Source organism: Prevotella dentasini JCM 15908 (assembly GCF_000614065.1).
In the GTDB taxonomy this organism is placed as follows: Bacteria; Bacteroidota; Bacteroidia; order Bacteroidales; family Bacteroidaceae; genus Prevotella; species Prevotella dentasini.
In genome coordinates this window covers 101726-114249 of sequence record NZ_BAKG01000004.1, presented here as the reverse complement: position 1 = coordinate 114249, position 12524 = coordinate 101726, and the positions used below count along the sequence as shown (strand labels likewise).

Annotated in this window: 8 protein-coding genes and 2 pseudogenes; all 10 read right to left on the bottom strand. The window is 49.3% G+C overall.

Annotated features, from left to right (window positions below):
* Nucleotides 1–205: 205 nt before the first annotated feature.
* The 10 genes and pseudogenes from JCM15908_RS11985 to rfbC all read right to left on the bottom strand — a co-directional run bounded on the left by JCM15908_RS11985 (nt 206) and on the right by rfbC (nt 12473).
* Nucleotides 206–1846: pseudogene (locus JCM15908_RS11985) on the bottom strand (dipeptidase).
* A gap of 27 nt (nt 1847–1873) precedes the next feature.
* Nucleotides 1874–3508 carry a M23 family metallopeptidase gene (locus JCM15908_RS03240; RefSeq protein WP_025002251.1) on the bottom strand — a complete coding sequence of 545 codons (1635 nt, stop codon included), beginning with the start codon at nt 3506–3508 and terminating at the stop codon, nt 1874–1876.
* A gap of 9 nt (nt 3509–3517) precedes the next feature.
* Nucleotides 3518–4369, bottom strand: coding sequence for a carboxylating nicotinate-nucleotide diphosphorylase (nadC, locus tag JCM15908_RS03235; RefSeq protein WP_025002250.1), 852 nt, complete (start codon nt 4367–4369; stop codon nt 3518–3520).
* A gap of 16 nt (nt 4370–4385) precedes the next feature.
* Nucleotides 4386–4538: a hypothetical protein gene (locus tag JCM15908_RS03230; protein WP_234396362.1), complete on the bottom strand. Its 153-nt coding sequence runs from the start codon at nt 4536–4538 to the stop codon at nt 4386–4388.
* Nucleotides 4539–4585: 47 nt separating this feature from the next.
* Nucleotides 4586–5527 (bottom strand): DUF4296 domain-containing protein, encoded by a 942-nt coding sequence (locus JCM15908_RS03225; protein WP_036892697.1) that lies wholly within the window; start codon nt 5525–5527, stop codon nt 4586–4588.
* Nucleotides 5514–6185 carry a lipoprotein signal peptidase gene (locus JCM15908_RS03220; RefSeq protein ID WP_025002247.1) on the bottom strand — a complete coding sequence of 224 codons (672 nt, stop codon included), beginning with the start codon at nt 6183–6185 and terminating at the stop codon, nt 5514–5516. The genes JCM15908_RS03225 and JCM15908_RS03220 overlap by 14 nt, the downstream gene beginning before the upstream one ends.
* Before the next feature lie 79 nt (nt 6186–6264).
* A complete protein-coding gene (locus tag JCM15908_RS03215; RefSeq protein WP_025002246.1) occupies nt 6265–6648 on the bottom strand; it encodes a TraR/DksA family transcriptional regulator in 384 nt (127 codons plus the stop codon).
* Nucleotides 6649–6845: 197 nt separating this feature from the next.
* Nucleotides 6846–10507 (bottom strand): annotated as a pseudogene (gene ileS, locus JCM15908_RS11980) (isoleucine--tRNA ligase).
* A gap of 566 nt (nt 10508–11073) precedes the next feature.
* Nucleotides 11074–11862: a DUF4738 domain-containing protein gene (locus tag JCM15908_RS03205; protein ID WP_025002245.1), complete on the bottom strand. Its 789-nt coding sequence runs from the start codon at nt 11860–11862 to the stop codon at nt 11074–11076.
* Nucleotides 11863–11918: 56 nt separating this feature from the next.
* Nucleotides 11919–12473 carry a dTDP-4-dehydrorhamnose 3,5-epimerase gene (gene rfbC, locus JCM15908_RS03200; RefSeq protein WP_025002244.1) on the bottom strand — a complete coding sequence of 185 codons (555 nt, stop codon included), beginning with the start codon at nt 12471–12473 and terminating at the stop codon, nt 11919–11921.
* Nucleotides 12474–12524: the final 51 nt, after the last annotated feature.

Below are 12524 nucleotides of genomic sequence, written 5' to 3'. Positions count from 1 at the left end.
TCAAACTATCAAATATCTGTGGGAAACGGGATATTTCCGTTGTAGAACTTGGGCATCGGAACTGTCCTGCAAAAGCGCGTGAACCTGTCTTTTTAAGGGCGGTTTCCATCTGACCCTCAGGCTTCCAAAACCAATTTGGGCAACAAAACAAAACGGGATGAAAGCTGAATAGCTTCATCCCGTTCTTGTTTGTTGCCGAATCGCCTTAGTGCTCTGCAGCCGGCATCAGATACTTGTCGCCTGTCTGCTTTACTATTACGCGACGGGCAGACGGACTGTATCCCGAACGCTCTACGCGGGCACCCAGACCCGTTTCGGTACGGAGGAACTTGCCGTCCTTCTCCGGCTTCACCGTCATGTCGTTGAACTTCACAATGAGATAGGTCGCCAGCTGATGCCAGCGGGTCATCATCTCGTCGCCCAGACGGATGGAGTAGTCGTTCAGATACTTCACCGCAGCAGCTTGTCAGTAGCATAGAGGGCAAGGGCCTTCTCCTCCACAGCCTTCTGGTTGGAGAAATAGCTGTTCTCCAGCTCGTCGCGAACCGACTTCAGGGCCGGGAACAATTGCGAGTAACGGGGATAGACCATGTTGCTTACCCAGTTGCAAACCCAGAAGGCGTTTTTGTCTGAATAAGTTACGGCATCCGCACCCGGAGTGTTGAAGCACTCTGGCTGAACGGTGCTGCCACAATAAATAGGCAGATAGCTATCATGTTGGCGTCGTCGTTGCCGAACCAGATGATGCCGCCTACCTCGTCGGCCATCCATGAGCGGAGCTGGCAGATATAGGTGAAGCCGGTCTGCTGGGTAGAGATGGGCCGCTCGTTGAAATACTGCTTGCCGTCTACCTCATACTGCAATGGCGTCGGGCGGTAAGGCATGTCCCAGCCTCCCTGACCGGGGTCGTTGTCAAGGCTCAGCGGGGTGCCCTCGTAATGGTCGCGCATACATTCTGCCATCATAGCTACGTCGAGTTTCTTGTTCGGCTCAATCCAGAGCGGCATGTCCTCGGCATTGGCATCGCGCCCGAGTGCCCATGGCAGCCACGGGGTCATATCCTTGAAATGATTGAAATAGCTCCACACGCGGGCATCGCACCAGCGGCGTCCCGTGAAATCGGGCTTGGCATAGGCGTTCTTCCAGTTGAAGTCTTTGTCCTTTCCGGTGAACCATCCCTTGGAACGTGCAAAGCTGATACAATTCTTGGAAGCAATCACCTCCGTGCCGTATGCCGAGAACTGCCCGATACGGCTCTGATTGGCATGACCGGTAATCATCCCGTCAGGAATCCTTACCGCAACCCATACCACTTTCTGCTTCTTGTCGCCGCCGCATCCCTGCATCTCCATGAGCCAGACTTCGTTCTTGTCGGCAATGGTAAAGGTTTCGCCTCCCGAGTTGTAGCCATACGTTTCGGCAAGCGTCGTCATCACCTTGATGGCTTCGCGGGCCGTTTTGGCACGCTGAAGTCCAAGATACATCAGCGAACCATAGTCTATGATACCTGTAGCATCGACCATTTCGTCGCGTCCGCCGTATGTAGTCTCGCCGATGCTTACCTGATATTCATTGATATTTCCGATGACATTATAGGTAACCGGGGCCTCCGGGATAAAGCCATGACTGGCGTGTGTATCGTAATCGATAATTTCGCGGCGTGCAGACTTGTCATGCCGTCCGGCCGCATAATGGCAAAGCCCGGTAAACATGCCATAGTCGTCGGCATCGTAAGTTACAAGAATGGAACCGTCCTTCGTGCTCCCTTCGTGGCAATGAGATTGGTACAAGCCGAAGCCGCCATAAAGGCTGACGCCAGCATTGCTGTTAAAAAGAGTTTTTTCATTAAATATGCTTGGTTTAAGTTAATACTTCAATATTTTATCTGGGCTGTAAAGACACGCCGGTTATCCCTGTTATCCGTTGCAACGACACGGAGCATGCGAATGGCCTTGCGCGGAATAACGGGTGTCCTGCCTAAATCGCAGAAGACGATGTCCTTATTCTTTCCCTGCTCAAAGAGAACAAACTGGTTGTCTATATATGCTTCATACCCCTTGATGCCGCTCCCCTCATCTTTTATCCTGAGAAAGAGATGCCTCGGGTCAAGATTGATTTTCGAGATGACAGGGGCTTCGTTGTCGTAACAGGCATAGTATGTCTCGCAAAGCTCACGCATCTTTCCCGTCAGCCAGCCATTACTATATTCACCTCCGCAATAGCGCGCAGATCCCCCGTCATTCGGGGAAATCCTGCTGGCAACGTAGAACTTACCCGGATTCGCCACCTTTCCTATATTAATGCTCACCCTGCCATAGGCGAAAAGAGGAAACGAACGACGGCTAAAGCTGTATCCCACAGACTTAGCACCTCCTGTCAATATACGCTTTGGTTGCATCTGATAGTCATGCGGAAGCAGTTGCCCCGGAATATCAAGGCGCACTCCCTCCCACTCTATCTGATTATGACGGTTCCATCGCAATACCAGCGGGCCTTGCACGGGAGATACTTTTGGAATTGCCTCAGGCTCACCCCGGACTACAAACGACTTGACCGTCTGGTTTCCAAAGGCATCGCTCACCACATAGCGCAGGTGATAATCCCTCTTCTGATTGAAATTTACAATCCCCCTGTCCTTCCCCGTCTTCAGAATGGGAAGACTATTTCCCGGCTCAAGGAAAGACTTCAAGAACCAAAGACGCCCATTCAGATAATGATTGTAGTCTCCCCAAGAGTTTACCATTCGGTTACTTTCGACGGGAATACCATTGGCATCGCTGGAAAAGACGAGCTTGCCATCGCAATACAACCGGATGAAACGCACACCGTAGTTGTTGTAAACCGAATCCATGTGGTCGTAGGCACGCACCCCAAAGCCAACTTTTCCCCATGCCTGAAAATGTCCCTTGTCAAACGTAAAGATACGGGAATCAGGCGAATGTTGAAAGACTCCTTCTCCCGGCTGTGGATAAGTCTTGAAAGCATAGACAGCAGGCGGTGTCTTGTCCTTGACAAACGGATGCAGGAACATCAGCGGGTCCATCATCTTGTTGCTTCGCGTCTCATGAACCTCCAGATGAAGATGAGGCCCCTGAGATGCTCCCCTGTTTCCACTCAGTGCTATCAGCTGTCCTTTCACGACAGGAATCTCTCCCGGCCGGAAAGCTATATCGGCTGCAAACTGACGATGCCGATACTGCCAACGACGGATAGCCGCCTCTACCTGTGGCGCAAAACGGTTGATATGCACATAGTAGCTCGAATAACCATTAGGATGGGTAACTACAATAGCCTGCCCATACCCATATTTCTCAACGACTGCACGGGAGACATAGCCGTCTGCAATAGAATAAATGCCGAGATTGACTTCGCGGTCGGTCTTAACGTCTATCCCACCATGAAAATGATGGGGACGCGGTTCGCCAAAGTTCCCAGCCAACTGCACGGGAATATGCACGGGCGAACCGAACGACAATACTGACAACAAAAGTCCTAATACGAAGTACATGGCAAAAATTTAATCACAGGCCTTGAAGCTCATATCCAACCCCTTGACCGAATGGGTCAGAGCACCAACGCTGATAAAGTCTACCCCCTGTTCGGCATAGCTGCGAATGGTATCAATGGTAATTCCTCCGGAAGACTCCGTCTCGTACTTGCCCCCGACCATCTCTACAGCTTTCCTTGTATCGGGCACGGAGAAGTTGTCAAGCATGATACGGTTGACACCGCCACAGTCAAGCACCTGCTGCAGTTCATCGAAATTGCGCACCTCTATCTCTATTTTCAGGTTAAGCCCCTTCCGTTCAAGATAGTCGTGGCAACGATTGATGGCATTTGCTATTCCACCGGCAAAATCAACATGATTGTCTTTCAACAGAATCATATCGAAAAGACCGATGCGGTGATTCGTTCCTCCCCCTATCCTGACAGCCTGCTTCTCCAGCATACGCAGCCCGGGAGTTGTCTTGCGAGTGTCCAAAATGCGAGTATGCGTACCTTCCAAGAGCTTCACGTACTTTGCAGTCATCGTTGCTATACCACTCATTCTCTGCATAATATTCAACATCAGACGTTCTGTCTGGAGCAGAGACTGAATCTTTCCAGAAACAATGAAGGCTATATCGCCCGGCTTCACCTGTTCTCCATCCCCGATAAAGACCTCCATCTTCATGGCTGGATCAAAACGGGCAAATACCTTGCGTGCCAGTTCTACGCCCGCAAGGACTCCCTCTTCCTTAACGAGCAGACGGCTCTTACCCATAGCCGTTTCGGGAATACAACACAGGGTAGTATGGTCGCCATCACCGATGTCTTCTGCAAAGGCGAGGTCTATCAACCTTTCTTCTAATTGGTCTATTGAAAGCATAATGTTTACTGAATATTTATATTAATTGTATTCCTTCGTGAAAGGCAAGCTGCCTGCCCCTCACCATCCTTATCTCTATGGTACCGCCCAGCCACTCTGTCATAGCTTGCTCGGCAGTAAAGGGATAATAGCCGACAACTACTCCCCCTTCCAGTTCAACAATTCCCATTTCGATATTCCTATCGCTGGCAATTACACGGTGCGCTGCAACCTTTCTCATTGCAATGACTTTAAGGGAATATTCCGTTCTTTCATAGCCTGTACAGGCGTACGAAGCTGCTCACCTGAGGTTGGAGGCGGCATCTGAGGTGCAGGACTTGCAGGCGAACCGCCAATAGTCCGTATTGGACTAGTTGGCAAGTCCTTGCCGTTTTCCTCATTGTCTACAGACCGGACGTGCATCCTCACGAGATGGATGTTTGACACCGTCAAGAGCCTAAAGCTGGCTGACGTCCCCTGATTGCCCAAGAGCATGAAATAGCCACGTATGGACTTGATTGTCATGCTGTCGGTGTTCATGAACATCATCGTCTGATGGGAGTCAGAAGAAAAATGCTGGCTTATTGTGGCAATGCTGTCATTGGTGAATTTAACAGACATCACGACAATGGCATCGCGTATTCCCTGCTGTGTGATAAACTGGGAATCAAAGCCAAGCATCAATCTGTCGCCAGAATGATATGCCGTATCTGCCTGAATGGTAAACGACTCGCAGTTATTTGGAGCAAAGGGAGACATCACCAAGGCACGGGCACCATTCCAGACATCGGCCGTATCGCCCTTGGCCGTCATTCCCCCCAACTGACTGAGTTCGCTTTCAGAAGCTCCCTGCGCGCGCGCCTCGCTTTCCAAACGCTCGGCCAAATGTTCGTAAATGTCATGCAAGTACTCGGTATGCTGCATATAGTACTGAAGAGAAGCATCAAACTCTTGCTGGGAAACACCATGCTTCTTCAGAACCGACAGGCGGTATGCCTTCCGCACGACATCATCCGCAGCCTGCTGACTTCCCATGGCAACGGCAACATGATAGTCGTACAGAATATCCTCCATATCGCCCGGCTGTATATAATCCGAGGAAACCGTCGGCTTGCATCCTACGACTATCGTCACGAGCATGGCGAAAAGCAGAAACACACAGATTCTATCCCTTTGCATGGTCTTCCGCATTAACTTCATCCTGTCTCAAGGCAGCAGCATCTTCTAAGTTCAAATCCTTTCTATAGAAAAGAAAAAGGGCAAAGACTCCCACTGATATACAGGAATCGGCAAAATTGAACACTGGGGAAAAGAACACAAACGGCTCACCCGACCATATCGGGAACCAGTCGGGGAAAGTACCACGGACGAGGGGAAAATAGAACATGTCTACCACGCGTCCCATCAGAACAGGCGCATAACCCTCTCCCCATGAGACAAGATGCGCCGGACCTGCACCCATATAATAGGGCTGCGATGCCGTGAAAATCTGCCCATAGACAAGAGAATCGAAAATATTGCCTGCTGCTCCGGCACAAATCATGGAAAGGACGACAATAAAACCCATTTTCGCACCATCCCTGATTTTCTTCCCGATATACCAGATAAGCGCACAGACGGCAACGATGCGGAACAGACTCAGGAGCAACTTGCTGCCTATCTCCATTCCCCATGCCATCCCGTTATTCTCAATGAACTCAATCTGAAACCAATCGAAGACATGTATGGACTCTCCGAGGCTCATGTTGAGCTTGACGGCAACTTTAATTGCCTGATCAATCACTATCAGCAGGATAATAATCAAACAGGCAATCATACTTTTCTTTTTCCTATTCATCCATTTTTCAGATTTCTCCTCAATGCTTGCCGGCAAGCAGAGAAATGAAACATACTAAAGTAGTGGCTCTTCGGAAGCCTTAATGATTCTTGTTGGCCTCCTTCGAGGCAACACTCAGAGTGGCATGCGGCACTACGCGGAGACGTTCCTTCGGTATCAACTCACCCGTAATGCGGTCTATGCCATACGTCTTGTTGTCTATACGGACGAGTGCTGCCTGCAGTCCTTGAATGAACTTCTGCTGACGTTGCGCCATCTGCACCAGCTCCTCCTTGGTCTGATTAGAGCTTCCCTCCTCAAGGGCCTTGTAGGTTGGCGACGTATCGTCGATGTCGTTGGTATTCTTATTCATAAGTACCTTCATCGTCTCTTCATAGTCTGCCTTGGCTACCTTTAACTTCTCATTTATGATGCAGCGGAACTCTTCCAGCTCTTCATCATTGTAACGTTTTTTAGGTTCCATAAGGTAATGATAATTAGGTTTATAATTTTGTGAGTTACTATGCAGCACAATCTCTTCGCCCTAACAAAACCATGTGTCCGTAGACCCTTTTCGTACCCCACGAGTGGGGTATCTCAACAGGGCACTCGTGGGGTATCGACCTACCCCACGAGTGGGGTGCAGAGCACTTGATTATTGCCTGTCAGTGGACACACGAGCTATGCCTTTTGGATATTGATGTTCAGCTTAAATTCATCGAACTCTGTCTCCGTGCCGTTATTGTCTGCGACAAGGATGTCGTTGGCCAATACTTGTGTCTTAATCAGCTCGCCAAAAGAACTGATGGCAGCATCGGTCTCCCTGTTGGGTGCAACGGTAACGACAATGCGGTCCGTTATTTCCAGTCCGCTCTCTTTCCTGAGATTTTGTATTCGGTTGACAAGCTCCCGGGCCATGCCCTCCTGACGAAGACTATCGGTAAGCTCAACTTCCAAAGCCACGGTGAGATTACCCTCGTTGCTGACCAGCCATCCGGGAATATCTTCCGAAATAATCTCCACGTCCGCAGCATCAACCGTTATGGGCTGCCCTGCCACCTCGAAGGCAATCTTCCCGGAAGTCTCAAGCAATGCTATTTCCTCCTGAGAAAGACCGTTCATCTTGCAGCAACATCCTTCATCAGCTTGCCGTATTTCTTTCCCATTACACGGAAGTTACACTTTACTTTCTTAACCAAAACACCCTGACTTTCAACAAAGTTAAGTTCCTTTACATTCACTTCGTTACGAATCAGATCTGCCACGGCCTCAATGTGCCTACGCTGTTCTGCATCCACCGCTGGAATCATTATCTGTGCCAAAGGCTGGCGAACCTTGATATTGACCTTACGACGCAATGCAAGCACCATGGAAGTTATCTTCTGAGCCATGCCCATACGTTCTTCCAAATCAGGGTCAATGGCATTTGCAGCAGCTATTGGCCAACGGTCAAGATGCACACTCTCCAGTTGTCCGCCCAAGTCATGGTAGAGCCGGTCGGCATAGAACGGAGCAAACGGAGCAATGAGTTTGGCAACCGTCATCAGACAGGTATAGAGCGTATCGTATGCGCTCTTCTTGTCGGCACTCATCTCCTTTCCCCAGAAACGCTTGCGGTTCAGCCGTACATACCAGTTGCTTAAGTCGTCGTTGACAAAGGCGTCTATCATGCGTCCGGCACGCGTCGGGTCGTAGCCGTCCAGCTCCTTGGTAACGTTCTTTACAAGCGTGTTCAGCTTGGAGACTATCCAACGGTCTATCTCAGGAGCCTCGGAAGACAACTGACAGGCTTCCGGGTCATAGTTGTCCACATTCGCATAGAGTGCAAAGAAGCTGTACGTATTATATAATGTACCGAAGAACTTGCGACGACATTCGTCAACCTCCTCCGGGTCGAATTTCAGATTATCCCAAGGCTCGCTGTTCGTCATCATATAGAAGCGGACCGGGTCTGCTCCATACTGATGCAGCATATCGAAAGGATTAGTTACGTTGCCGACATGCTTGCTCATCTTGTTGCCCTTTGCGTCAAGTACCAGACCCGTCGAGATAACATTCTTGAAGGCAACGGAGTCGAACACCATCGTAGCAATGGCGTGAAGGGTAAAGAACCAACCACGGGTCTGGTCGACACCCTCATTGATAAAGTCTGCCGGATAGAAAGCCGGAGCGACGGGAGTGCCCGTATAAGCAGAGTGAATCAACTCGTCACGATACTCAGCCTCACTCTTTCCGGTGGCGGCCAAGGCCTCGCGGTTCATCTCGCCCTCAAACGGATAGTGCAGCTGCGCGTAAGGCATGGAGCCACTGTCAAACCAAACATCTATCAGGTCGGCTTCACGGTGCATCGGCTTACCCTCCTCGTTCACAAGCACTATATCATCAACATACGGACGATGAAGGTCTATCCTCTCATAATTCTCCCGACTATAGTCTCCGACAACAAAGCCACGCTCTTTCAGCGGATTGGCAGCCATTACGCCTGCCGCTACCGCTTTCTCTATTTCGTTGTAGAGTTCTTCTACCGAACCGATGCACTTCTCGTTGCGGTTCTCGTCCCGCCAAATGGGCAACGGGGTTCCCCAAAAGCGCGAGCGGCTTAAGTTCCAGTCATTCAGATTCTCCAGCCAGTTGCCAAAGCGGCCAGTACCAGTAGACTCGGGCTGCCAGCGTATGGTCTTGTTCAGTTCGACCATGCGCTGCTTTTTGGCAGTGTCCCTGATAAACCAACTGTCAAGTGGATAATAAAGTACAGGCTTGTCGGTACGCCAGCAATGTGGATAGTTATGAACGTGCTTCTGAATAAGGAAAGCCGACCCTTCCTGCTTCATTTCCATACAGATAGCGATATTCAGATCTTCCGACTTCTCCGATGCCTTTTTGTCCCACACACCGTCAGGATTATATTTCGGGTCGTAGGCATTCTTCACATAGTCACCTGCATGGCGTCCGTAGGCTGCCTCGTTTACACAATGCTTAACAAAATTGGCATCCAGTTCATCCGTCAGATAATACTTGCCCTGCAAGTCTACCATCGGGCGAGTCTCGCCCCTCTTGGAAATCAGATACAGGGCAGGGATGTTGGCATCCTTTGCCACCTTGGCATCGTCGGCACCAAACGTTGGTGCTATGTGCACGATGCCCGTACCATCCTCAGTCGTAACATAGTCGCCCAAAATGACACGGAAAGCCTCACTCTCCATTTCCACGAACGAATCGCGGCCGTCCTCGCTTTGAAAGACCTTCTCCGGATGGGCTGCGGCATAGTCGTTGACAAACCTCGGTGCTACGTCGCCCATCTTCTCAACGGGCCTTACCCAAGGCATCAGCTGACAATAGTGAAGTCCTTCCAACTCGGTTCCCTTCACCTTGCCGACGATACGGTAAGGTACGTACTTGTCGCCATGCTGATAGCCGGGCAAGTCTCCACCATCGGTAATCTCGCCTTCCGGCTTCAGATAGGCAGCAACCCTGCTCTCCGCCATGACAAGCGTCATTTTCTCCGCATTATACGGATTATAGGTTTCAACGACTACATAGTCTATCTTCGGTCCTACGCAAAGTGCCACATTGGAAGGCAGCGTCCAAGGGGTTGTAGTCCAAGCTACAAGAGCCGGCCTGCCCCATCCATTGGCCTTGACACCAGTCTCTGCCAAGAATGTCGTCCAGCTGTTTTCGGGAATAGCAAACTGCGCCGTAACGGTCGTATCCTTTACGTCGCGGTAGCAGCCCGGCTGATTCAGCTCATGGCTCGAAAGTCCCGTGCCTGCCGCCGGAGAATAAGGCTGAATGGTATAACCCTTATATAGGAGTCCTTTATTGTACAACTGCTTCAGCAACCACCAAAGCGTCTCTATATACTTGTTGTCGTATGTAATATAGGGATTGTCCATATCGACAAAGTAGCCCATTTCCTCGGTTACCTGCCTCCATTCTGCCGTGAACTTCATCACATTCTCACGGCAGCGGTGGTTGTACTCCTCCGTAGAGATATATTTATCCGACTGCTTGTTGTCTATATCTTTTTTGGTAATGCCCAGTTCTTTCTCTACTCCCAATTCCACAGGCAGTCCATGGGTATCCCAACCGGCCTTGCGGTGCACTTGGAATCCCTGCATGGTCTTATATCGGTTGAATGTATCCTTGATAGAACGTGCCAAAACGTGGTGAATACCCGGATGGCCATTTGCCGAAGGAGGGCCTTCAAAGAAGATAAACTCCGGTTCTCCCTCCCTTACATCAATGCTCTTGTGGAAAATATCGTTTTTCTCCCACTCAGACAGCACCTCTTTGCTGACTTCGACCAAATTAAGGCCACTATGTTCGGCGAATTTCTTTGCCATAATTCTATTTTTCTATGTCGTTTTTTCTACTATCGTGCAAAGATATAAATAAATAGCGAAAACACCAAACTTTTAGTATCTTCGCAATAACTTATCACAAAAAAGGGGAAATTACCGCCAAACAGAACCGCTTCACAACACGGACAAACTATTTCATGAAGCAAAAGAAACAATCTACAACACAACAGAAACATCCCGTAAAAGGCAACGAACGATGAAGACACCTATACTATTGATAATCAGAATTTTACAAGCGAGCATCCCATATTGCATCTTTCGTATTGCCAAAACGGCACTTTCACCATGCGAAAAAGCCACTATGAATACATGAAAGCAGCACTTTCGCTAAACGAGAACGACAGCTTCAGCCTACCACAGAAAACTAACCGGCAAAGCATCTCAAAAAAAAGGAAAAGCAAGAGTACTAAATTCTCAGCACCTATAATTCAGCAGAAAGCTGCCAACAAGGCTATTCCAACAAAACCAAAGCAGCTTTCAGGAAAAGACAAAGGGACATCGGAAAGCCTACACCAGTCGCTTTCCAGTTCCGTGTACACAAAAAACATTTATTTCAGTCGCTTTGTAATCTTTCCATCCGGGGTAACACGAACCTCCAGCACATAGCCAGTAGAAGCATCCGGCACACCTATGACCGCATTGAAATAAAAGGCCTTCCTGTCGGCATGGTCGAAGTAAAAACGCCGGAGAATTGCACGCTGCATCATATCACGTGCAACCAAAGCCTGAAACTCTTCTTTCTTGAAGTCATGCCGGAAGACAAGAGTCCCGTGATTGGTAATGGTCAAGGTGGCAACATTGTCAAGATACATGTTGTCAACCTCCATGCCGTTGTCGTTATAGGTAGACTTGACGACCCTGCCCGAAGTGGTACGGGTCGACACCATGCAATCGTAATATCCCAAATCAGTGAAAACGGTAGTGTCGGACTGTTCCGTCCGGAAAACATTCATGGCATAGACGTGATAGTCGAACGACTTCATCAGTACACGGCTATTGCTCTTCACAAGTTTCACCTCGTCGCCATTCTGATTGTCGAACATCAGCAGATGAGGTGCCTGCTTCAATATCTTGTAGCCATTGACGTTTTGCCCCTGTAAAAAAAGAGTGTCCCTGTAAATCCAAAACCTTGCCGGCATACTGGCGGAATCAGGATAAAAGATACTATCCCCCCTGACCAACATGGCAGCCCCACCATCGCCTTCAGAGACCCACAGGCCCTGCATCATCTCCTTTGCCTGCTTGTCCTCGTGAGCAATGGTTTCCTTTGTTTCTTTCAGTCCACACGACACTACCATCACAGAAAGAAACAACATCAAAAAAGGGAACTTCTTCATGTTCATCAGATTTAAGAGAGGGACTGCTTCAGGGCAGCCCCGTTATCAACGCCTTTCTATTCAAACACCTCGGCATCCTTCAGAGCTACAGCCTTGTTCAGGTCTTTCTCTGAAAGCAACACACGGCTTGCGTCTATCGGCCATTCCACGCCTACGGTCTCGTCGTCCCAACGGAGGCTTGCCTCGCTTTGGGGAGCATAAACATTATCTACCTTATATGTAAATACAGCCTCTTCTGACAATACAAGGAAGCCGTGTGCAAACCCGCGTGGGATAAAGAACTGACGCTTGTTTTCATCAGACAATTCCACCATGACGTATTTGCCAAATGTCGGAGACTTCTTGCGGAGGTCTACAGCCACGTCAAGCACTTTTCCCTTGATGACACGAACCAGCTTCGCCTGCGAGAACTCTCCCTTCTGATAATGAAGTCCGCGCAAGACGCCAAAACAGGACTTTGACTCATTGTCCTGAATAAATTCAACATGATGGCCGATATGCTCGTCAAAGTCAGCCTGCCGCCATGATTCAAAGAAATAGCCCCGCTCGTCATAAAAGACTTTTGGCTCCAAAATCCACACACCGTCAATCTCTGTCTTCTTGTATTCCATTTGTCTTAGAATTTAATATTATTCGCAAAGATAAGCATTTATTCTGAACTG

What these genes read in the sequence shown, in the direction of transcription:
- JCM15908_RS03230 (WP_234396362.1), bottom strand. Translation starts at nt 4,538, where the DNA reads ATGGGAATTGTTGAACTGGAAGGGGGAGTAGTTGTCGGCTATTATCCC.
- rfbC (WP_025002244.1), bottom strand. Translation starts at nt 12,473, where the DNA reads ATGGAATACAAGAAGACAGAGATTGACGGTGTGTGGATTTTGGAGCCA.
- JCM15908_RS03225 (WP_036892697.1), bottom strand. Translation starts at nt 5,527, where the DNA reads ATGCAAAGGGATAGAATCTGTGTGTTTCTGCTTTTCGCCATGCTCGTG.
- JCM15908_RS03240 (WP_025002251.1), bottom strand. Translation starts at nt 3,508, where the DNA reads ATGTACTTCGTATTAGGACTTTTGTTGTCAGTATTGTCGTTCGGTTCG.
- nadC (WP_025002250.1), bottom strand. Translation starts at nt 4,369, where the DNA reads ATGCTTTCAATAGACCAATTAGAAGAAAGGTTGATAGACCTCGCCTTT.
- JCM15908_RS03205 (WP_025002245.1), bottom strand. Translation starts at nt 11,862, where the DNA reads ATGAAGAAGTTCCCTTTTTTGATGTTGTTTCTTTCTGTGATGGTAGTG.
- JCM15908_RS03215 (WP_025002246.1), bottom strand. Translation starts at nt 6,648, where the DNA reads ATGGAACCTAAAAAACGTTACAATGATGAAGAGCTGGAAGAGTTCCGC.
- JCM15908_RS03220 (WP_025002247.1), bottom strand. Translation starts at nt 6,185, where the DNA reads ATGAATAGGAAAAAGAAAAGTATGATTGCCTGTTTGATTATTATCCTG.